Below are 21,463 nucleotides of genomic sequence, written 5' to 3'. Positions count from 1 at the left end.
GGGTCCGGCCCTAATCCCAGCCGTTGACCAGCTTGCACAGCCGGGCGGGCACGGAATCCGGCGGCAGGTGGCCGATGACCTCCGCCAGCTCCGTACAGATCAGCCGGGTGACGTGCTCGTGAGCACCGGCCGACGCGGAGTGCGACACGGGGTACGACACGGAGTGCGACACGGAGTGCGACGCGGACGCGTCCGGTGCGGTCCGCTGGGCGGCGGCGGCGGTTGCGGGGCCGGCGAGGAGGGTGACGGCGGCGAGGGCGATTCCGGCGACGAGAGCGGCGGCGGTGCGGGGCGATCGGCGCGGCTTCGGGAGGGGCGAAGTCCTGTACACGTTGTCCCCTTTCGGCGGTGACATGCGTGCCGGGGAGTCCCGGTAGGCACGACGATGCCAGCGCGGGACGGGGACGCAGAGGTGCAGTCGTGTCAGCTTGCTGCACACGTCCACGCCCGCCCGTGCAACAAGCTGACAGCGCCCGCCGTGACCGGCGGGCGCTGTCGGGGAACGCGTTCGGTCCCGGGACGTTCGGAGGAACGCCCCGGGACCTGCCGGTCATCCTACGGTGAACGCCGGCTGTTCATACGTGTCATACGTGCGTTCAGTGGTGGCCTCAGCCGTCCGTAGCGATGGCGTTGAGGACGTTCATCCGGCCCGCCCGGAAGGCCGGGACGAGTGCGGCGAACAGTCCGACCAGCGCCGAGCAGGCGAAGACCGTGAGGATCGTCGGCCACGGGATCTCCAGGACCTCCAGGCCCTCCAGGGCCAGCAGCTTCTGCGCCGCTGTGCCCCATCCCATCCCCAGTCCCAGTCCGAGCAGGGCGCCGAAGAGGGCGATGACCACGGACTCCAGCCGGATCATGCGGCGAAGCTGACGGCGGGAGAGACCGATGGCCCGCATCAGGCCGATCTCCCGGGTCCGTTCGACCACGGAGAGGGCGAGGGTGTTCACCACTCCGAGCACCGCGACGATGATCGCAAGGGCGAGCAGGCCGTACACGATGTTCAGCAGCTGGCCGACCTGGTCCTTCAGGTCCTCCTTGAAGTCGGCCTGGTTCTGCACCTTGTAGACCGGATACTCGGCGAGCGCGCTCTTGAGGGCCGCGTACGCCTCCTTCTCCTTGCCCTCCTCGGCCTTGCCGAACATGATCACGTTCTGCGGCAACTTTTCGGCGGTGATGTACGCGGTCGCCGTCGTGAGGTTGGTGTACATCGCGCCGCGGTCGATGTTGGTGTCGTCGGAGGTGATGGCCGCGACCTTCAGCTTCGCGCTCTCCCCTGCCTTGAACGCGACGGTGAGGGTGTCGCCGACCTTGACCCCGTGCTTCTTGGCGTAGTCCTCGCCGACGGACATGGCGTTCTTGCCGTACGCCTTCGCCAGGTCGCCGGAGAGGGCGGTGCGGCGGACGTCCTGCTGGTAGGTCGGGTCGGCGGCGACGACGCCCTCATCGACCGTCTTGCCGTTCGGGGCGGTGACCTTCGCCTGGAGGAAGGTGTAGTCGGTCATGTGCTCCAGGCCGGGCACGGCGTGCAGGACCTCGGCGGCCTGCGGCACGATCGGCCGGCCCGCACCGCTGTCCTGGACGATGAAGTCCGCGCCGACCGACCGGTCCAGCTCCTCGGTGGCCGAGGCGACCATGGAGGACCCGACGACGGAGAGGCAGGCCACCAGGGCGAGCCCGATCATCAGCGCGGCGCCGGTCGCCCCCGTACGCCGGGGGTTGCGCAGCGCGTTGCGCTCGGCCAGCCGGCCGACCGGACCGAAGAGCCGCAGGACGACCACGCTGAGGGCCCGGATGACGACACCGGCCAGCAGCGGACCGATCACGATGAAGCCGATCAGGGTCAGCAGCACACCGACGGCGAGGAACATCGAGCCCTCGGTGGCCTTGTCGGCCTGCGTCGTCGCCCACAGGGCGGCGGCCCCTGCCCCGGTGAGCACCAGGCCGATCCCCGCCCTGACCCAGCCGGACCTGCCGTCGGCGGGGGTCCCGGCGTCGCGGAGCGCGGCCATCGGGGAGACCTTGCCGGCCCGGCGGGCGGGTATGTACGCGGCGAGGACGGTGACGACGACACCGAGCGCGAGACCGATGACGGGGGTCGTCCAGGCGACGGTGAGGTCCCGGGTGGACAGCTCCATGCCCATGGCGCCCATCAGCTTCATCAGCCCGAGGGCGAGTCCGACACCGGCGGCCACACCGAGCACGGAGCCGACGATGCCGAGGAGGACCGCCTCCAGCAGCACGGACCGGTTGATCTGCTTACGGCTGGAGCCGATGGCCCGCATCAGACCGATCTCGCGGGTCCGCTGGGCGACCAGCATCGAGAAGGTGTTGACGATGAGGAAGATGCCGACGAGGAAGGCGATCCCGGCGAAGCCGAGCATCGCGTACTTCATGACGTCCAGGAACGATCCCATGGAGTCCTTGTTGGCGTCGGTGGCCTCCTTCTGGGTCTGCAGCTTGTACGCGGCGGAGCCGTCGAGGGCCGCTGCCACGTTCTTCTTGAGCTGGGTGTCGCTGACGCCGCTCTCGGCCGTCACCGATACCTGGTTGAAGACGTCGGGGGCGCCCAGCAGGTGCTTCTGGGCGGTGGCGGTGTCGAGGTAGACGACGGCCGCGCCCGGGTTGGTGACGGTGAAGGACGCGATGCCGCTGATCTTCGCCTTGAGGTCACCGGTGACGGCGATGGTGCGCAGCTCGTCACCGATCTTCAGCTGGTGCTTCTCCGCGGTGTCGGCGTCGACCATCACCTCGGTGGGGCCGCGGGGCGCGTGTCCGGAGGTGATCTCCATCGAACGCAGGTCGTTCTCGGTCCAGTTGCCCGCGATGGTGGGGGCGCCGGTCTCGGAGCCCATGTTCTTGTTCTCGCTGTCGACGACGGTGACCGCCATGGAGAAGACGGCACCCTCCGCCTTCTTCACACCCTCGGCCTTCTCGACCTGCTGGACGAGCGAGGCGGGCAGGGACGCGGGCTTGCCGTTGTCGGGCTGCTCGTCGTTCTCCTGGGCCTCCTTCGGGCTGACCGTGACGTCCGGGGAGCTCACGGCGAAGAGCTTGTCGAAGGTGGTGTTCATCGTGTCGGTGAAGACGAGCGTGCCGCAGACGAACGCCACGGACAGCAGCACCGCCACCGCGGAGAGAGCCATCCGGCCCTTGTGCGCGAAGAAGTTGCGCATCGAGGTCTTCCACACAGTCATGACGTCCGCCCACGTGCGTCGAAGTGCTTCATGCGGTCGAGGACCTGATCCGCGGTCGGGTTGTACATCTCGTCCACGATGGAGCCGTCGGCGAGGTAGAGCACCCGGTCCGCGTAGGAGGCGGCGACGGGGTCATGGGTGACCATGACGATGGTCTGACCCAGCTCGTCGACCGACTTACGCAGGAAGGAGAGGACTTCGGCCCCGGCCCGGGAGTCCAGGTTCCCCGTCGGCTCGTCGCCGAAGATGATCTCCGGCCGGGCGGCGAGCGCCCTGGCGACCGCGACGCGCTGCTGCTGGCCGCCGGAGAGCTCGGTGGGGCGGTGCTTGAGACGCTCGGCGAGGCCGACGGTCTCCACGACCTGACGGAGCCAGGCGGCGTCGGGCCTGCGGCCCGCGATGTCCATCGGCAGCGTGATGTTCTCCAGCGCGTTGAGCGTCGGGAGCAGGTTGAACGCCTGGAAGATGAAGCCGATCCGGTCGCGCCTGAGCTGGGTGAGCTTCTTGTCCTTGAGCTTGGTGATCTCGGTCTCGTCGAGGAAGATCTCACCCGACGTCACCGTGTCCAGACCCGCCAGGCAGTGCATCAGCGTCGACTTGCCGGAGCCGGACGGGCCCATGATCGCCGTGAACTGCCCGCGGGCGATGTCCACGTCGACGTGGTCGAGCGCGACGACCCGGGTCTCCCCGCTGCCGTAGGCCTTGACGACCTGCCGCGCTCGCGCCGCGACGGCCGTACGCCCTCCAGTGCCCCCGTGCCTGGGAATGGTTACAGCCGTTGTCACGGTTTATCTCCTATGTCGGTCGATGACTGGACGTCGGTGAGTACAGTCCGAGTCTGGATTCTGGAAGCGGTCCGGCGCGATGGTGCCCAGCGCAGTCTTGAGGTGGGGTTTTCCCCACCCTCCCCCCTGCCGCGGGCCGCACGTGCGACGTAAGAAGAGGTTAAGGAAAACGTCCCGCCGCCCACGTCCTCCGCCGGGAGGAAGCGGCCCTGGCCCCTATGAGGGGGTGCCCCCTAGGGGGAGTCGTCCTTCGGGGGGAGGCCAGGTCAGGGGCAGTCCTCCGCCCCCGCGGCCACCGCCCCAACCGGAGCGATCCCGTCCGCCCGCAGGACCCCGGCCCGGGCGCCCGCACCGGCCCAGCACCCCGTCCCCGGCCCGGCGCCCCACTCCGGCCCGGCACCCCGTCCCCGGCCCGGGCGCCGGCCCGGCGCCCGCACCGGCCCAGCACCCCGTCCCCGACCGGCCGCCCGCAGGACCCCGGCCCCGTCCCCGGCCCGGCGCCCGCACCGGCCCAGCACCCCGTCCCCGACCGGCCGCCCGCAGGACCCCGGCCCCGGCCCCGGCCCCGGCCGGCCGCCCGCACCGGCCCAGCACCCCGTCCCCGACCCGGCGCCCCACTCCGGCCCGGCGGCCGGACCGCACCGGCCCGGCGACCGCGCGGCACCGGCCCGGCGAGCGAGCCCCGTACCGGGAACCGGGACCGGCGAGCCCGGCGTCCACCGAGGGACAAGATCACCAACGGGCCCGAAGGGATTGGGACATGACCACCACAGCCACCCGCTACCTCCACCTCGTCCGGCACGGCGAGGCGACACCGGACGAGAGCGGACTGACGGAGAACGGCCGCCGACAGGCCACCCTGCTCGGCCGCCGCCTCCAGGACATTCCCCTCGCGGCCGTCCACCACGGCCCGCTCCCCCGGGCGGAACAGACCGCGCACCTCATCGGCGACGAGCTGAAGAACGTCCCCCTGCACCGCTCGGAACTCGCCGGCGACTACGTCCCCCACTTCCCCCTCAAGGGCGAACTCCCTCCGGATTCAGCGGACTTCTACCTCCGCTTCCTCGAAGGAACCACCGCCGACGAGCGGAAGCACGGCCCCGCCCTGGCCCGCCGGGCGCTGGAGAGGTTCACCGGCCCGGTCGACGGCGACGAGGACCGGCACGAGCTGGTCGTCACCCACAACTTCCTGATCGCCTGGCTCGTCCGGGACGCCATGCACGCACCCAAGTGGCGCTGGCTCGGCCTCGATCACGCCAACGCGGCCCTGACGGTCATCCGCTACGCACCCGGCCGGCCCGCCTCCGTCCTCCTCTCCAACGACCTGCGCCACCTGCCCGCCGACCTGCGCTGGACCGGCTTCCCGCCCGAACTGCACCTCTGAAACCCGGCACGGGAGAACCGTCAGGGCCTCCACAGACCCCCGCAGGACCCTCAACGCCCCCGAACCACCGGATCACCCCCGTACCCGCCGCCCGGGATGAGACAGTGCCCCGAGAGATACGTGCATGGGGAAGGCATTGAGGAAGGGAATCCGGTGAGCGGCACGAGAGCTGAGGACAACGCGGGCGGCACGGCAGACAGCGCAGGGGCCCCCGCCGCCCTCACCTCCCCCCGGGGCCGCCGCCCCGTCGTCGCCGCCCTCATGCTCGGCATGGCCCTGGCCGCCATCGACGGCACCATCGTCTCCACCGCCGTACCCCAGATCGTCGGCGACCTCGGCGGCTTCACCGTCTTCTCCTGGCTCTTCTCCGGCTATCTGCTCGCCGTCACCGTCACGCTCCCGGTGTACGGGAAGCTCTCCGACACCTTCGGCCGCAAACCGGTCCTGATCGCCGGGATCGTCCTCTTCCTGATCGGCTCCCTGCTCTGCGCCGCCGCCTGGAACATGGGCGCGCTCATCGCCTTCCGCGTCATCCAGGGACTCGGCGGCGGCGCCCTCCAGGGCACCGTCCAGACCATCGCTGCCGACCTCTACCCACTGAAGGAACGCCCGCGCATCCAGGCCAGGTTGTCCACCGTCTGGGCCACCTCGGCGGTCGCGGGACCGGTCGTCGGCGGGCTGCTCGCCGGGTACGCCGACTGGCGGTGGATCTTCCTCATCAACCTCCCGGTCGGCGCGATCGCCCTCTGGCTGGTCGTGCGCCACCTCCACGAACCCGCACGCCCCCGCCCGAAGTCCCGCCCCCGTATCGACTGGGCGGGCGCCCTCGCCGTCTTCGCCACCGGCGCCCTGCTGCTCACCGCACTCGTCCAGGGCGGGGTCGCCTGGCCCTGGCTCTCGGCGCCCTCGCTCGGCCTGTTCGCGGCGAGCGCGGTGCTGGCCGCCCTGACCGCCGCCATCGAACGGCGAGCGGCCGAACCGATCATCCCGGGCTGGGTCTGGCGCCGCCGCACCATCGCCTCGGTCAACCTGGCGCTGGGCGCGATGGGCCTGCTGATGGTCGCGCCGACCGTCTTCCTCCCCACGTACGCGCAGTCGGTCCTCGGCCTCGGCCCGATCGCCGCCGGTTTCGTGCTCTCCGTGATGACCCTGAGCTGGCCGGTCTCGGCGGCCCTGTCCGACCGGGTCTACAACCGCATCGGCTTCCGGCTCACCGCCATCATCGGCATGAGCGCCGCCCTGCTGATCCTGCTGGCCTTCCCGCTGCTCCCCTACCCGGGCGAACCCTGGCAGCCGGCCCTGATCATGCTGCTGCTCGGCGCGGCCCTCGGCCTCTTCCAACTCCCCCTGATCGTGGGTGCGCAGTCGACCGTGGGGTGGGCGGAGCGCGGTACGACGACGGCGTCCGTCCTCTTCTGCCGCCAGGTCGGCCAGAGCATCGGCGCGGCCGTCCTCGGCGCCGTGGCGAACAGCGTGCTGGCGGCCCGCCTCCTCGACGCCCCCGCCCCCGGCCTCCCCGACGACCTGGACGCGGTCGCGCGCGCCCTGGAGGACCCGGGCGCGCTCTCGGCTGCGGCGACGGACCACCTGCGCCGGGCGGTCGACGCGGCGGTGGACCACGTCTACCTCGGCGCGGCCGGAGCAGCGGCCCTGGCCCTGCTCGCCCTCGTCGTCCTCGCCCCGCGCCGCTTCCCGGTCATCACCGAGGCGGAGGCCCGCCCGGACGCCTGACCCCGAGACCGGGCACCACCGAACCCGCACCTAGGACGTACCACCCGCACTCACGGCCGCCACCTCCGCCCACACGGTCTTCCCGACCGGATTCCGGGGCTCCCACCCCCACCGCGTCGCCAGGCACTCCACCAGGAACAGCCCACGCCCCGACTCCCGGTCGCCCGGCGGCAGGACCGGCTCCTCGGGCGTCCGGCCGAGCCGGGCGTCCGAGACCTCGATACGGAACCGGCTCGCGGGACCCTCGTAATCCACCCGCACCGCGAACTCCCGCCCCGGCAGCCGCCCGTGGCGCACCGCGTTGGCGGCCAGCTCCGCCACCACCAGGGCCACGGTGCACGAGGCGTCCGTCATCGGCCCGAACCCCCAGTGCCCCAACTGCCGCACCACCGCGTGGCGTGCCTCCTGGGCACCCCGGGGCGTGGAGGGGAACTGCCGGGACAGCGAGCCGTACCCGTTGGCGCTCAGTCCGAATCCGCGCGGGGCGGGCGGGTCCTCCTGTTGCGCGTCGGTCTTCGCAGCCGCGATCCTCGTCCTCTTGCCGGTCATGCTGGCCATCCACTCGCTCGACTCCTCTCACGTCACCCACACGTGCGGGTTCCGTGACGTTCCGTACTCAAGAGTCGGCCGGGCGGCCTAGCCTCGAAAGATGACAGCGCCTTACCTCGCAGGCCGTAAGGAACGGAAGTGACGCCGTGGCCAAAGCACTTGATCCGCACTCCTCCATCGCCGCCCTCTTCGGCACCCGTGTACGCAAGCTCCGCGAGGCGGCCGGGCTCACCCAGACCGAAGTAGGTGCCCTCACGCACGTGGTCGGCAGCCGGATCACCCAGATCGAGCGCGCCACCGGAGCGAAGCCGACGCTGGAGCTGACCCGGGCCCTGGACAAGGAGCTGGTGGCGGACGACCTGCTGATCGACCTGTGGCCGTACGTGTACCGGGAGGCGTTTCCGGACTGGTCGCAGGCGTTCATCGCCTACTCCGCCCGCGCGGCGGTGATCCGTCAGTACGCCTCGCACGCCGTACCGGGCCTGCTGCAAACCCCCGAGTACGCGCGGGCGTTGCTGAGCGTGGGGCACTCGCTGCGGGACGCCGAACACCTGGAGGAACGCCTCGCGGCCCGACTCGGCCGCCAGACGCGGCTCACCACTCCGGACCGTCCGCGGTTGTGGATCATCCTCGACGAGGCCGTGCTGCGTCGGCCGGTCGGCGGACCGGCCGTGATGCGCGGCCAGTTGGAGAAGCTGCTTCGGGTGGCCCAGGGGCCCGACATCACCCTCCAGGTGCTGCCGTTCGACCAGGGCGAGCACGGGGCGCTGGGCGGCTCCCTCACCGTGCTGGTCATGCCGGACGGCTCCGAGGTGGCGTACACGGAAGGAGCGCACCACGGCCAGTTGACCGAGGAACCGGACGAGGTCGAACGGTTCGTTCTGACCTACGATCACCTCAGGGCGATGGCGTTGCCGCCGCTGATGTCGCTCGACCTGATCCGATCCGCGCTGGAGGCCGATTACCGTGCAAGCCGCGTCCCGTCCCGACCTGACCGGCGCCGCCTGGCGCAGCAGCAGCTACAGCAACCAGGAGGGCGGCGACTGCGTGCAGGTGGCGGACGGATTCCCGGGCGTCGTCCCCGTCCGTGACAGCAAGAACCCCACCGGCCCCGCCCTGGTACTGACCGCTGCCGCCTGGACCACCTTCATCGAAGCGGTCGCCGCTCCCTGAGGATGTGTCCGCAGCCGGGCCCTGGCATGGTGGTATGCAACGATGCGGAGTCCCGTACGGGAGGTGGATCATGGTCGACAGATTTACGGATGGGCTCCTGACGCCCTCGGAGACGTCCTCGTACCTTGAGATCCCCTACACGACCCTCAAGAGCTGGCTGAACGAGAAGGCAGCGGGGGCCCCGCTCGTCCACGTTGTCGAGCCGACGCGCACGAGGCAGCCCTCCGTACCGTTCATCGCCGTGGCCGAAGCGCACGTGCTGCGCTCCCTGCGCACCTTGGGCCTGCGGATGAGCGAGATCAGGGAGGCGGCGGCAGCTGTACGGGCTGCCTTCGACACCCCGTACGGCCTCGTCTCCAAGCGCATCGCCACCGACGGCGTGGACATCTTCGTCGAGCACGGCCTCGGGGACCTGCGACGGGCCAGGGACGGCCAGGCCCCGATCCAGGAGGTCGTGGCGCAGTATCTCCGCTACCTGACATGGGAGGCGGACGACGACTTCCCGTCGAGTTTGCAGCTTAGCCAGTACGGGGAGGCGGTACCCGTGGTGATCGATCCACGGTTCGGTCGCGGTCTGCCCGTGGTCGCGGCCAATCGCGTCCCGGTCCAGGCCATCACGGACCTGTGGGAAGCCGGAGAGACCGTCGAGGACATCGCCTACGACTTCGATATGACCCCCGAGCAGGTGGGCGCACTCTGCGAAGCCGTGGTGCAGCTTGCCGCCTGAATTCTTCCTCGACCGCAACCTCGGACGCCGGGTGGCGGATGAGCTGCGAACACGCGGATGGATCGTCCACCACATCGGAGACGTGTTCCCCGAGGACGCGCAACTCATCGCGGACGAGGAGTGGATCGACCACGGTCTGTGCCGGTCATGGGTCCCGTTGTCCAAGGACGGTCGCATCAAGACCCGCGACTCCGAGATCAGGCCGGTCCGGGATCACGCTGCGGTGTTCTTCTACCTCGACAACCAGCAGCTCTCCAGCATCCGGATGGTCGAGCGGCTGGACACGCACCGCACAGCGATGCACGAGGCGATCGAGAAGGGCGGCCCGTCCGCCTACGCCGTGCGGCACGATCGCATCGAACGCACCTGGCCGTAAGCGGACCCCTGCCCCGCGCGGTGCCGGACGGCCCGCGCGGAACCCTCACTCCTCCCCCGCCCCCGCCGTCACCCGCCCCGTCAGCGCCGCCAACGAGCTGCGGACGTGCGCCATGTGCGCCTGGGCCTCCTCGCGGCCCTCGTCGTGCTCCCGCAGCACACGCTCGGTCTCCCGGACGATCCGCTCCTCGCGCACCCGGGCCTCCGACAGGATCTCGGCCGCTCGGGCCTCCGCGTCCTCCTGGCCGTGCCGGGCCGCCTCCTGGGTCTCCGCGAGGCCACGGGCCGCCTCCGCGAGCAGGGCCTCCGCCCGGTCGGCCGACTCCGCGTGGCGCGCCTCCAACTCGGCTTCGGCGGCGGCGATCTCGGCCTCGGCGGCCTTGTGGCGCTCGGCGTGCTCCTGCTCCTGGTGGGCCAGCACACCCGCCGTACGGCTCCGGGTCTGCGCCATGGCCTCCTCGGCCTCCCCGCGCACCCCCTCGGCCTCCCTGCGAGCCGCGGCGAGCACACCCTGCGCCTCCCGGACCGCCTCGGCGACCCGCTCCTCCGCCGCCGCCACGGCAGCGGCCCGTACCGCGTCCGCCGCCTCCCGCGCCGCGTCCCCGGCCGCCCGGCCCGCCGCGTCGGCCGCCTCCGCCAGCTCCTGGCCCACCGCCTCCGCGTCCGCCCGCAGCGCCTCGGCCTGCTCCCGCGCCAGACCCACAATCCGCTGGGCCCGCTCCCCCAGCTCCGCGTAGTCCTGCTCGGGCAGCGCCGCCGCGGTCTCCGCCAGCCGGGCCGCCTCCGCCGCCAGCTCCTGCGCCAGCCGCTCCAGCCGCACCGCCTCCGCGAGCGCCGTGTCCCGCTCGGCCGTCCGTTCGGCCACCGCGCGGTCCACCTGCTCCGGACGGTAACCACGCCCCCGCACGCCGACCACGTCGAACGCGGACACCGGTCCAGCACTCATATCCTGAAGCCCCTCTACGACATACGGACACACGGACACACGGACACGCGGGCGCACACGGGTCTCCCCGCGATACGTCAAGGATGCGGCAATTGGGGCCGGAAGTCGGAATCGATCAGGCGCTTTCAGGACGGAAAGCGACCGGCGTCACACGCCCGGAACGCCACGAGGCACCCGATCCGTCCCCGGACCGGGTGCCTCGTACAACACATCTCAGCCGTGCGTACGGATCAGAGCAGACCGTCCCACATCTGCTCCAGCAGCACCGACCACCAGCTCTCCGGCGACGCCAGCGCCGCCGGATCCAGCGCCACCAGCTGTGCCTGGAAATCGACGGTCCACCGCCCCGCCTGCTCCGGAGTCAGCCCGAACCGGAGCCGCCACATCCGGCCCAGCAGCGCCATCGACCGCACGAACTCCGGCAGCCCCGTGTTCACGAACTGCGGTGCCGTCGGCTGACCACCCGGGCCCGCCTCCACCGGCACCGCCACGATGTTCGCCGTCCCGTACTGGACACAGACCGCCCGCCCGAAGTCCGTACCCATCACCAGGTACGACCCCGCGTCCGGCGCCGCCCGCACCTGCCGCCGCGCCGCCACCTCGCCCAGCGTCGGCACCACCGGCTGCCCAGGCTGCGCCCAGAAGAACGGCCCGAAATCAGCGGGCAGCCCGGCCCACACCAGGGTCCGCGCGACGATCTCCGGCACCCCCTGACGGGACACCGCCCGCTGGTCGAACCGGAGGATCCCCTGCGGACCGAACGCCTGCATCAACTCCTCGGCCACCGCCTCCGGCGGCAGCGCCGGAGCAGGCGGCATCTGCGGCAGCGGCGCCCGCACCGGGGCCGGCCGCGCCGGACCGTCCGCCACCTGATGCAGCTCACCCTGATGGGTGAGCAGGTGCTGCATGCCCTGCTGACGGCTCGCGTGATCGGTGCCGTACGGCGCGACGCTGGTGATCCGCACCTGCGGCCAGGTCTCCCGGATCATCCGGGCGCAGTACCCGCCCGGCAGCTCGCAGGACTCCAGCTCCGTGTGCAGCTCGATCACCTGCTGCGGCGGCACGTTCATCGCCCGCAGCTCGTGCAGCATCTGCCACTCGGGGTGCGGGGTGCCCGGCGCCGAACGGCGGATCAGCTGCTGCTCACTGCCGTCCGGCGCGCGGAACCGCAGCACCGCCTGGTACCCGGGGCCCACGGTCGGCAGACCCGAGGGCTGCTGCGGATAGCCGTACGCCGGGGGCGGCGGGGTGTGCGGACCGGGCCGGTGCGCCTGCGGTACGGGACCGGGGGCACCGCCCTGCGGAGCTCCGGGCGGGCCCGGAGCTCCGGGGGGAGCCGGGGGGCCGGGCCGGCCGGGGACCGGGATCGGGCCGGAGTTGGCGAACACCGTCTCGGCGTGGTGCACCCCGCCACCGGGAGGCGGCGTGGCACCCGGCGGCGGACCGGGCGGGCCCGGAGGCCGCGGGGCGCCAGGAACACCGGGAGGACCCGGGGGCAGTGGAGCGCCCGGAGCCCCGGGCGGGCCCGGCGGGCGGGGCGCACCCGGGGCCGGGACACCCGCCCCGAGACTGCTCCCGTCCGCGAACATCGTCGCCGCGTGATGCACCCCGCCACCCGGAGGCGGCGTGGCACCCGGCGGCGGACCGGGAGGACCGGGGGGAGCGGGCGGGCCGGGGGGAGCGGGAGGCCGCGCGGCGCCGGGCGGGCCGGGCGGCGGTGTGGAACCGGGCTCGGGCGCGCCGAGCTGCGAGACGAGCTGCGTCGGGATGTACCCGCCCGCCGGAGCGCCGGGCGCACCCGGACCCGAGGGCGGCGGCGTCGTACCGGGGCGCACCCCGAGGACCCCGGGCGCCCCGGGCGGCGGCGGGGTGGTCGAACCCCCTCCACGCGAACCGCGCGGCGGCACCACGGCCCTGCTGGTGGCCGCGTCCGCGATGTCCCCGGCGGCCTGGGAGCCCTGGCCGGGCCTGAGCGCGGGCGCCACCTGCGTACGCGGCAGCCCACTGCCCCCCGACATCAGCGCGGTGGGCGCCTCCGCCGACACCACCGGCGGCGGGGCCTCCTCGTCGTCCGCCCCCGAGAGCGGCGGGGCGAACACCGTCGCGGGCAGCGGAACGGCGCCGTCGTCCGTGTCGGAGGTGTTGGTGTCCGTACCCGCCCACGGGGTCGCCCCGGCCGGCACACCGTCGTTGGCGGTGGGCTCGTAGGCCGTCTCCGCTGTCTCCGCTGTCTCCGCAGCGTCCGCCGCGTCCGCCTTCTCCGCAGCGTCCGCCGTCTCCGGCGCGTCCGCCGCCGCCCGCCGCTCCGCCCGGTGATCCGGAATCCCCAGCTTGTCCGCCGCCTCCTGCAACCACTCCGGCGGCGTCAACAGGAACGACGTCTGATTCAGGTCCACCCGCTGCGGCGGCTCCGGCGCGGCGGCCGGCGCACCCGCCACAACCCCGTACTCCTCCTCGTACCGCCGGATCACCTCACCCACCGGCAACCCCGGCCACAACGTCGCCTCACCGCTGTCCCGGGCGATCACCAGCCGCTGACGGCCCCCGTCCGAGGCCGGGCCCTCCGCCCGGTCCTCGGCCCACACCACGAAACCCAGCTCGAACTCACGGACCCGTACCTCACGGTGCTGATACGCGGGCACGTCACCGTTGACCCACTCGTCCGCCCGCTCCTGCGCCTGCGCGAAAGTCACCACCGCGCTCACCCCTCCACCGGGACGGCGCGCGCGAAGCCGCCGTCCACCATCAGGTTCGCCACCGTCTCCAACTCCGGTGGCTTGCCCGCCAGCCGCCGCAGGAAGGCGTCGAAGTCCGCACCGCACGGCAGCAACAGCCGCTCCACCCGCTCCTGCACGCTCCAGCCGTCCTGGTCCCGGACATCGTCGTACGGGCAGAACCACACCGAACCGACGTCCTGCCCGCGCACCTTCACAGCCAGGATCCCGCCCTGGACGAACGCGACGCCCAGGTAGTCCTTGGTGAAGTGGTCCCGCAGACACTTGTTCACGTACACCAGGTCGTTCACCGCGGCCTCGTCACGCACCGTGAAGAACGGCTGGTCCACCAGCAGCCCCAACTCCGCGTCCAGCGCCGCGCCCACCGGGGCCGAACCACCCGCCGCCTTCAGGAAGGAGCGGTACGCGCCCGGCAGCCGGTAGCCGAGATCCTCCTCGACCCCCTGGATCTGCTGCTCGCTCACCGCGACAGCGCCCTTGGGCAGCCGGAAGTGCGCCGGACGGGTCTCCTGCAACGGCCGCGTGCCCCGCCGGTTCCGGTCCACCTCGGTCGTCGCCAGACCGCCGTGATGACGCAGCAGCGCCTTCACCTCGACCGGCACCAGCTCCATCCGCCGGCCGCCCGCCACGTGGTGCCAGGTCCAGCCGTGCGGCGTCGCCACCGCGGGAATCGTGTCCCACAGCTCATGACCGGCCGCCGCCATCGCCGCGTTCGCCGACACGTAGTCGGTCAGCCGCAGCTCGTCGACACCGAACCCCTGCGGCGGATCGGCGATCTCCGCGGCGGCCCGCGCGTACGGCGAGAAGTCCGGGTGGCCGCCCTCGCCCACACGCACACCTCTGGGGTGGCGGGAGGCCCGGACCGGGTCCGGGAAGTGCACGACCTGACCGGCGTAGGCCGCGTTCGGTGGCGCGGCTTGCTGCCCGAGCCGACCTGTCGTCATGGCGGTTGCCCCCTGCTGCGTCTGGTGGTTCCGCACAGCCTAAGCGGTGGGGCAACAGGGGGTCCCGCCCCGCCGGTTCCGTCACGAACGGTCACATTCGGGTGACGGTGAGGCGACGGTCTCGCACCTTCGGGCGACACGCAGACACGTTTCCCCGCCCCAGCTTCCCCACCACCCTGCACATTTGGCAGGCTGTCCCCGCAACTCGGGGGATTGCAGGGAGGGACGACAGCACCATGCATACGGCACAAACCGTTACATCCGGCACGGCCGGCACATCCGGCACGGCCGGCACATCCGGCACATCCGGCACATCCAACACGTTCGGCACGTCCGGCACGTCCGGCACATCAGGAGACCCGCGACTCAACTGGAGCAGCACCGAGACCAGCCGCACACCTCACCTGCTCCACCGCCGCGACGGGATCCTCCCCGCCGTGGCCGCCGCACTGTCCGTCCGGGGCGAAACCCTCACCTGCACCGCCGGCAAAGGGGATCAGCCGCCGGTACTGCACCCACTCGTGCAGGACTTCCTCGACACCCTCACCAGCGGCCAGCGCGAACGCTTCACCGGCCGCTGCCCCGAAGCCATACTGCTCTCCCGGCAACTCACCGCCGCCGAGAGCGGCCGATCCAAACGCGCCCAGCGAAAACCCCTGTCCAACGGGGAAGCCCGCCGCGCGCTCAAACACTCCCGGATCACCGCCCGCCGCATCCGCGAGGACGGCGACCCGCTCCACGGCAGCTACGCACCACCGTGCCGATCCTGTTCGGCGCTCCTCTCCCACTTCGGCGTACGCCCCGTCGACCTCACCACCACCGGCGCCGCGACCACCGCCGAGAAGGGCTGAGCGCCCACCGATGCACGACCAACTCCCGCACCGCCCGCACCATCCGAACCTCCCCCGGCAGCACAGCTCCACCCGCTTCCCCGTCGCCGTCGACGCCGCCCTGCGCGCAGCGGGCTGGCAGCCCGGGCGGTGGGACATCCGGCAGGCCGAGGAGTGGGCCGACGCCCTGCGCGCCCACACCTCACCCGCCGGGCACCGGCACGCGGTCTTCCCGGCCGCGGTGGAGGCCTGGGCGGAATTCGGGGCCCTCCACATCACCGCGTCCGCACCGGGCCGGCACATCGCGCCCGCGGCCGTCCACATCGACCCGCTGCACGGGCTGCACCTCGCCCGGACGCTGGGCGACCTCAGCCGGGCCCTGGAGACGGAGGTCGCCCCGCTGGGAGCGGAGGGCGCGGAGCAGGCGGTCCTGGCGATCGACACCGAGGGGCGCGTCTACAGCATCGACCACACCGGGGACTGGTTCCTCGGCCAGGGCATCGACGAGGCCCTGGCCACCCTGGTCACGGGCACGCAACCGGCGCGCCTGACGGGGGCCTGAGCCGGGACCGGGTCAGGCCCCCGTCCTGGGTCAGCCGACGGGCCCGGTCAGCCGGGTGGGCCGGAGGCGTCCGGCAGCACCGCCGACACCCGGAACCCGCCCGCGTCCGTAGGGCCGGACACGAACACACCCCCCAGCCCCAGCACCCGCTCCCGCATCCCCACCAGCCCGTTCCCCCCGCTCGGCAGCCCCGCATCCGCCACCGCCGCGTCCGAAGGACCGTTCTCCACCTGCATGGCGACCTCGGAACCCCGGTGCGCCAGCCGCACCCACGTCTTCGCCCCCGCCGCATGCTTGTGCACGTTCGTCAGAGCCTCCTGCACCACCCGGAACGCCGTCTGCTCGACCTCGGGCGCGTACGGACGCAACTCACCGGCCACCGACAGCTCCACCACCATCCCCGCCTGCCGCGACTGCGCCACCAACGCCTCCAGCTCACTCAGCCGAGGCCCGTCCTCCGACGCCGCCGCCGCGGCCGCCGCAGCCGCCTGCCCCACCACCGCCAGCGGCACCGCACCCCCGCCCCCAGCCGTCGGCGCGACCACCGCGTCCCCGCTGCGCAGCACCCCGAGCATCTCCCGCAACTCCGTCAGCGCCTGCCGGCCCATGTCCCCCACCAGCGCCGCGTTCCGCACCGCCTTCGCCGGGTCCTTCGGGGCGACGGCCTGGAGCGCCGCGGCGTGGACCACCATCAGGCTCACCCGGTGGGCCACCACGTCATGCATCTCCCGCGCGATCCGGGTCCGCTCCTCCGTACGCGCCCACTCGGCCCGCTCCTCCGCCCGGTCCGCCAGCAGCGACAGCTCCCGCTCCAGCGAGTCCGCCCGCTCCCGCAGGCTCTCCATCAGCCGGCGCCGCGCCCCTATGTAGAGGCCGAACAGCACGGAGGGCGCCGTCAGCCCCACCGCCATGAACACGGACATCAAGGGCACATACCAGTCCCCCGGACCAAAATCCGCCTGCTCGGCCACGCTCTGCCGCAGCCGCACATAGGTGACGATGAACGTCCCCACCAGCGCCATCCCCGCCAGGACCACGGTGATCCGGCGCGGCACCTCGGACGCCGCCAGCGTGTACAGGCCCACCAGAGCCATCAAGAAGCCCATCTCGGCCGGCGTCACCGCGATCGTCACCAGCACCACGGCGATCGGCCACCGCCGGCGCACCAGCAGCACCGAACCCGCCAGCAACCCGAACACCACGCCCGCCGGCACCGGCACGCCGATGTTCCGGGCGAACTCCACCCCCTCCAGGCCACACTCCAACGCCGATACCAGCGCCAGTCCCACGTCCAGGGCGACACCGCGCCGCCGCTCCCACCACCAGTAGCCGCGGGTGGTCGATCCCGCCGCCTCCCGGTCTGCCCCCGTTGCGGTCATGGCATCCAGCCTACGGGCGAGCGCATCCCCTTTTCCGGGGACCGCCAACCGCACGTTCCGCGTTCGAACGTGCACGAAACGCACACCGATCGCCTGAAATAGCGAATCGACCGCGTTTTCGATCCGGACGTCCGCGTTCCGGACGAGCATCGTCGTATGACGGAAACGACCAGCAGGTACGCCGACTTCGAGGGCCTGCGCGCGCAGGCGGTGGCGCTGCGCCGGGAAGGGCTCAGCGTCCGGCAGATCAGGGACCGCCTGAAGCAGTTCTGGGCCACGCTCACCGGCGCCGAACCTTCGGCTTTCGGAAACGCGTCACTCAAGAAACACACCCCGAAGACGAACCGGAAGAACAATCGGGGAGAACTACCGAGGCTGCCTCGCGGTACGTGTCCTGAAAAGCGCCGAGCTGTACCGTCGCATCGAGGGCTCCTGGTGCGGCATAGTGGGTGCTGCAAAAGAGCCGATCAAGTGATCGGACATAACGCCCATCCCGGGTCGTCTAAGGGCAAGACGTCAGATTTTGGATCTGATCATGAGGGTTCGAGTCCTTCCCCGGGAGCAGCGCACGCGGGCCCCGACCACACCGGTCGGGGCCCGCCCCCATTCCCCGCCGAAACACCCCCGGTATCCTGCGGATGACCACCACCCGAAGCCGAAGGGCACATCCGTGAGCGCAACCAGCCCGGCAGCCGTCGTCGTCCTCGCAGCGGGTGAGGGCACCCGCATGAAGTCGAAGACCCCCAAGGTCCTGCACGAGATCTCCGGGCGCTCGCTCGTCGGACATGTCGTCGCCGCCGCCCGTGAGCTGGACCCCCAGCACCTCGTCGTGGTCGTCGGCCACGCCAGTGAGCAGGTCACCGCCCACCTGAACGCCGGTGACGCCCCCGTGCGCACCGCCTTCCAGGCCGAGCAGAACGGGACCGGGCACGCCGTCCGCATGGGGCTCGAAGAGCTCGGCGGGTCCGTCGAGGGCACCGTGATCGTCGTCTGCGGCGACACTCCGCTGCTGTCCGGCGAGACGCTCGGCGCGCTCGCCGCCACCCACGCCGCCGACGCCAACGCGGTCACCGTGCTGAGCGCCGAGGTGCCGGACTCCACCGGGTACGGGCGCATCGTGCGCGACCCCGCCTCCGGTGCGGTCACCGAGATCGTCGAGCACAAGGACGCAACCGACGAGCAGCGGGCGATCCTGGAGATCAACTCCGGGGTGTTCGCTTTCGACGGGTCGCTCCTGGCCGACGCGCTGGGCAAGGTGCGCACCGACAACAGCCAGGGCGAGGAGTACCTCACCGATGTGCTCTCCATCCTGCGTGAGGCGGGGCACCGGGTCGGGGCGTCCGTGGCGGGTGACCACCGGGAGATCCTCGGCATCAACAACCGGTTGCAGCTGGCGCAGGCGCGCCGGTTGCTGAACGAGCGGCTGCTGGAGCGGGCGATGCTCGCGGGCGTGACGGTGGTGGACCCGGGGTCGACGCTGATCGACGCGACGGTGACGTACGAGCGTGACGCGGTCGTGCATCCGGGGACGCAGCTCCTGGGGACCACCCATCTCGCGGAGGACAGCGAGGTGGGGCCGAACTCGCGGCTCAAGGACACCGTGGTGGGGGCCGGGGCCCGGGTGGACAACTCGGTGACGGACTCGGCGGAGATCGGACCGGGGGCGTCGGTGGGGCCGTACGCGTATCTGCGGCCGGGGACGCGGCTGGGGACGAAGTCCAAGGCCGGTACGTACGTGGAGATGAAGAACGCGACGATCGGGGAGGGGACGAAGGTCCCGCACCTGAGTTACGTCGGTGACGCGACGATCGGTGATCACACCAACATCGGTGCTGCCAGCGTCTTCGTGAACTACGACGGGGTGGGCAAGCACCACACGACGATCGGTTCCCACTGCCGTACCGGTTCGGACAATATGTTTGTGGCACCGGTCACGGTCGGGGACGGGGTCTACACCGCCGCCGGGTCGGTCATCACGAAGGACGTGCCGGCCGGTTCGCTCGCCGTGGCGCGGGGCCAGCAGCGGAATATCGAGGGTTGGGTGGCCCGGAAGCGTCCGGGCAGCGCCGCCGCCCAGGCCGCTCAGGCATCGTCGCAGGAGCCTGACCGGCAAAGCTGACCGGAAACAGGTGCGCCGGTGACGGCGTACCGTGATAGATGCTCACCCATTTCGGCTGGCTCGTTGCACATCGGGACCTATGCGTGCAGCGCCAGATACACGTCTGAGGAGACTGTGCTGTGACCGGGATCAAGACGACCGGCGAGAAGAAGCTGATGCTCTTCTCCGGCCGCGCCCACCCCGAGCTGGCCGAGGAGGTCGCACATAAGCTGGGTGTCGGTCTCGTGCCGACGAAGGCCTTCGATTTCGCCAACGGTGAGATCTATGTGCGGTTCCAGGAGTCGGCACGTGGCGCGGACTGCTTCCTGATCCAGAGCCACACGGCTCCGATCAACAAGTGGATCATGGAGCAGTTGATCATGCTGGACGCGCTGAAGCGCGCGTCGGCCCGCTCCATCACGGTGATCGTGCCGTTCTACGGGTATGCCCGTCAGGACAAGAAGCACCGTGGCCGTGAGCCGATCTCCGCGCGTCTGGTGGCGGACCTGATGAAGACGGCGGGTGCGGACCGGATTCTCACGGTCGATCTGCACACGGACCAGATCCAGGGCTTCTTCGACGGTCCGGTGGACCACCTGTTCGCGCTGCCGATCCTGGCGGACTACGTGGGTGCGAAGGTCGACCGCTCGAAGCTGACGATCGTGTCGCCGGACGCGGGCCGGGTGCGGGTCGCCGACCGCTGGTGCGACCGGCTGGACGCGCCGCTGGCGATCGTGCACAAGCGCCGCGACAAGGACGTGCCGAACCAGGTCTCGGTCCACGAGGTCGTGGGTAACGTCGAGGGCCGGGTCTGTGTGCTGGTCGACGACATGATCGACACGGGTGGCACGATCTGCGCGGCGGCGGAGGCGCTGTTCGCGCACGGTGCGGAGGACGTCATCGTGACGGCGACGCACGGTGTGCTGTCGGGTCCGGCGGCGGATCGGCTGAAGAACTCGAAGGTGAGCGAGTTCGTGTTCACGGACACGCTGCCGACCCCGGGTGAGCTGGAGCTGGACAAGATCACGGTGTTGTCGATCGCGCCGACGATCGCGCGTGCGGTGCGTGAGGTGTTCGAGGACGGTTCGGTGACGAGCCTCTTCGAGGAGCAGGGCTGAGAGTGCGGGTGACAGCGGGGCTGACAGCAGGAACGATCACCTGCTGACCGGCGTCCTGTTGATCCATTTTGGGGTGCGGCCTCCCCGCCGGGTAGACTCAGCGAGTTGCTCGGCGAGGGAGGCCGTACCTGTGTGTACGGCGGTCCGTTATCGACGCGCTCTTCGTAGCAGGCCTGTCGTGGGCCGGGTGACCGTTCGAGTTCCGTCACCTGACGGCTCACCCACCTGACGAGGAGTGCAACCATGGCTGAGATCAAGCTCGCCACCGAGGTCCGTACCGAGTTCGGCAAGGGCGCTGCCCGTCGCATCCGCCGCGCCAACCTGGTCCCCGCGGTCGTCTACGGCCACGGTGCCGATTCGGTCCACATCACGCTGCCGGGTCACGAGCTGCTGCTGGCGCTGCGTACGGCCAACGTGCTGATCGGTCTGGAGATCGACGGCAAGGACACGCTGGTCATCCCGAAGGCCGTGCAGCGTCACCCCCTCAAGGGCACGATCGAGCACGTCGACCTGCTGACCGTGAAGCGCGGCGAGAAGGTCAACGTCGAGATCGCGGTGCACGCCGAGGGCGACCTGGCGCCGGGTGCCAACCTGCTGGAGTTCGTGCAGAACACGCTGCTCGTCGAGGCCGAGGCCACCCACATTCCCGAGTCCGTGACGGTCTCCGTCGAGGGCCTGGACGCCGGTGACTCGATCGTCGCCAAGGACATCCCGCTGCCCAAGGGTTCCGTGCTCGCCGGTGACGAGGACGCCATCGTGATCCAGGTCGTCGCCGCGCAGGCCGAGGAGCCGTCCGAGGGCGAGGCCGCCGAGACCGAGAGCACCGAGGCCTGAGCCTCGCCGCTCACCATTTCGCCTGGTCGGCCGACTCGACCTGGTCGGCCGGCTCGACCTGTTCCACCTGCTCGACCTGTTCCACTGCTTGACTGACGG

General features: G+C 71.5%; 19 protein-coding genes, 1 tRNA gene and 1 pseudogene. 13 read left to right on the top strand and 8 right to left on the bottom strand.

Annotated elements, in window-relative coordinates; genetic code table 11:
- Window positions 1–10: 10 nt before the first annotated feature.
- From ACIQAK_RS24940 to ACIQAK_RS24930, 3 genes are all read right to left on the bottom strand, one after another.
- Window positions 11–331 (bottom strand): hypothetical protein, encoded by a 321-nt coding sequence (locus ACIQAK_RS24940; protein WP_366391879.1) that lies wholly within the window; start codon window positions 329–331, stop codon window positions 11–13.
- Window positions 332–608: 277 nt separating this feature from the next.
- Window positions 609–3,194: an FtsX-like permease family protein gene (locus ACIQAK_RS24935; protein ID WP_366391878.1), complete on the bottom strand. Its 2,586-nt coding sequence runs from the start codon at window positions 3,192–3,194 to the stop codon at window positions 609–611.
- Window positions 3,191–3,979: an ABC transporter ATP-binding protein gene (locus ACIQAK_RS24930; RefSeq protein WP_366391877.1), complete on the bottom strand. Its 789-nt coding sequence runs from the start codon at window positions 3,977–3,979 to the stop codon at window positions 3,191–3,193. The genes ACIQAK_RS24935 and ACIQAK_RS24930 overlap by 4 nt, the downstream gene beginning before the upstream one ends.
- Window positions 3,980–4,739: 760 nt before the next feature.
- Between ACIQAK_RS24930 and ACIQAK_RS24925 the strand changes: the two genes are divergently transcribed.
- Together ACIQAK_RS24925 and ACIQAK_RS24920 are read left to right on the top strand one after the other, a co-directional pair.
- Window positions 4,740–5,363, top strand: a complete 624-nt coding sequence (locus ACIQAK_RS24925) for a histidine phosphatase family protein (protein WP_366391876.1) — start codon at window positions 4,740–4,742, stop codon at window positions 5,361–5,363.
- A gap of 96 nt (window positions 5,364–5,459) precedes the next feature.
- Window positions 5,460–7,094 (top strand): MFS transporter, encoded by a 1,635-nt coding sequence (locus tag ACIQAK_RS24920; protein WP_401848974.1) that lies wholly within the window; start codon window positions 5,460–5,462, stop codon window positions 7,092–7,094.
- Between the two features lie 30 nt (window positions 7,095–7,124).
- Here the strand turns inward: ACIQAK_RS24920 and ACIQAK_RS24915 are convergent, their stop codons facing one another.
- Entirely contained in the window at window positions 7,125–7,652 is a 528-nt protein-coding gene (locus tag ACIQAK_RS24915; protein ID WP_366391875.1) for an ATP-binding protein, read from the bottom strand.
- A gap of 137 nt (window positions 7,653–7,789) precedes the next feature.
- On the opposite strand from ACIQAK_RS24915, the gene ACIQAK_RS24910 reads away from it, so the two are divergent.
- The 4 genes from ACIQAK_RS24910 (at window position 7,790) to ACIQAK_RS24895 (ending at window position 9,919) form a co-directional block, all read left to right on the top strand.
- A complete protein-coding gene (locus ACIQAK_RS24910; protein WP_366391874.1) occupies window positions 7,790–8,734 on the top strand; it encodes a helix-turn-helix transcriptional regulator in 945 nt (314 codons plus the stop codon).
- Window positions 8,691–8,816 carry a DUF397 domain-containing protein gene (locus tag ACIQAK_RS24905; protein ID WP_366391873.1) on the top strand — a complete coding sequence of 42 codons (126 nt, stop codon included), beginning with the start codon at window positions 8,691–8,693 and terminating at the stop codon, window positions 8,814–8,816. Before ACIQAK_RS24910 ends, ACIQAK_RS24905 begins: the two co-directional genes overlap by 44 nt.
- A 70-nt stretch (window positions 8,817–8,886) precedes the next feature.
- Window positions 8,887–9,543 (top strand): DUF433 domain-containing protein, encoded by a 657-nt coding sequence (locus ACIQAK_RS24900; RefSeq protein WP_366391872.1) that lies wholly within the window; start codon window positions 8,887–8,889, stop codon window positions 9,541–9,543.
- Window positions 9,533–9,919, top strand: a complete 387-nt coding sequence (locus tag ACIQAK_RS24895) for a toxin-antitoxin system, toxin component, PIN family protein (protein WP_366391871.1) — start codon at window positions 9,533–9,535, stop codon at window positions 9,917–9,919. The genes ACIQAK_RS24900 and ACIQAK_RS24895 overlap by 11 nt, the downstream gene beginning before the upstream one ends.
- Before the next feature lie 45 nt (window positions 9,920–9,964).
- On the opposite strand, the gene ACIQAK_RS24890 is transcribed toward ACIQAK_RS24895, so the two are convergent.
- From ACIQAK_RS24890 to ACIQAK_RS24880, 3 genes are all read right to left on the bottom strand, one after another.
- Window positions 9,965–10,864, bottom strand: a complete 900-nt coding sequence (locus tag ACIQAK_RS24890) for a cellulose-binding protein (protein WP_366391870.1) — start codon at window positions 10,862–10,864, stop codon at window positions 9,965–9,967.
- 230 nt (window positions 10,865–11,094) lie between these two features.
- Window positions 11,095–13,560, bottom strand: a complete 2,466-nt coding sequence (locus ACIQAK_RS24885; RefSeq protein WP_401848970.1) for an SUKH-4 family immunity protein — start codon at window positions 13,558–13,560, stop codon at window positions 11,095–11,097.
- A 5-nt stretch (window positions 13,561–13,565) separates the two neighbouring features.
- Entirely contained in the window at window positions 13,566–14,543 is a 978-nt protein-coding gene (locus ACIQAK_RS24880) for an SMI1/KNR4 family protein (RefSeq protein WP_366391868.1), read from the bottom strand.
- Window positions 14,544–14,779: 236 nt separating this feature from the next.
- On the opposite strand from ACIQAK_RS24880, the gene ACIQAK_RS24875 reads away from it, so the two are divergent.
- Both ACIQAK_RS24875 and ACIQAK_RS24870 read left to right on the top strand, forming a co-directional pair.
- On the top strand, window positions 14,780–15,394 hold the full coding sequence (locus ACIQAK_RS24875) for a YwqJ-related putative deaminase (RefSeq protein ID WP_366391867.1): 615 nt from the start codon (window positions 14,780–14,782) through the stop codon (window positions 15,392–15,394).
- 10 nt (window positions 15,395–15,404) lie between these two features.
- Window positions 15,405–15,935 (top strand): SUKH-3 domain-containing protein, encoded by a 531-nt coding sequence (locus ACIQAK_RS24870; protein ID WP_366391866.1) that lies wholly within the window; start codon window positions 15,405–15,407, stop codon window positions 15,933–15,935.
- 47 nt (window positions 15,936–15,982) lie between these two features.
- Here ACIQAK_RS24870 and ACIQAK_RS24865 read toward each other — a convergent pair whose 3' ends face one another.
- Window positions 15,983–17,314, bottom strand: coding sequence for a histidine kinase (locus tag ACIQAK_RS24865; protein ID WP_366391865.1), 1,332 nt, complete (start codon window positions 17,312–17,314; stop codon window positions 15,983–15,985).
- A 261-nt stretch (window positions 17,315–17,575) separates the two neighbouring features.
- Between ACIQAK_RS24865 and ACIQAK_RS24860 the strand changes: the two are divergent.
- The 5 genes and pseudogenes from ACIQAK_RS24860 to ACIQAK_RS24840 form a co-directional block, all read left to right on the top strand.
- Window positions 17,576–17,789: pseudogene (locus ACIQAK_RS24860) on the top strand (hypothetical protein); the annotation flags it as partial.
- A gap of 16 nt (window positions 17,790–17,805) precedes the next feature.
- A tRNA-Gln gene (locus tag ACIQAK_RS24855) sits at window positions 17,806–17,876 on the top strand.
- Window positions 17,877–17,984: 108 nt separating this feature from the next.
- Window positions 17,985–19,433, top strand: coding sequence for a bifunctional UDP-N-acetylglucosamine diphosphorylase/glucosamine-1-phosphate N-acetyltransferase GlmU (glmU, locus tag ACIQAK_RS24850; RefSeq protein WP_366391864.1), 1,449 nt, complete (start codon window positions 17,985–17,987; stop codon window positions 19,431–19,433).
- Between the two features lie 119 nt (window positions 19,434–19,552).
- Window positions 19,553–20,530: a ribose-phosphate diphosphokinase gene (locus ACIQAK_RS24845; protein WP_366391863.1), complete on the top strand. Its 978-nt coding sequence runs from the start codon at window positions 19,553–19,555 to the stop codon at window positions 20,528–20,530.
- Window positions 20,531–20,773: 243 nt separating this feature from the next.
- Window positions 20,774–21,364 carry a 50S ribosomal protein L25/general stress protein Ctc gene (locus ACIQAK_RS24840; RefSeq protein WP_366391862.1) on the top strand — a complete coding sequence of 197 codons (591 nt, stop codon included), beginning with the start codon at window positions 20,774–20,776 and terminating at the stop codon, window positions 21,362–21,364.
- Window positions 21,365–21,463: the final 99 nt, after the last annotated feature.

It is taken from the genome of Streptomyces sp. NPDC088706 (assembly GCF_044752765.1).
In the GTDB taxonomy this organism is placed as follows: Bacteria; Actinomycetota; Actinomycetes; order Streptomycetales; family Streptomycetaceae; genus Streptomyces.
The sequence above is the reverse complement of the archived record's forward strand: the minus strand, read 5'-3'. Positions and strand labels throughout refer to the sequence as shown.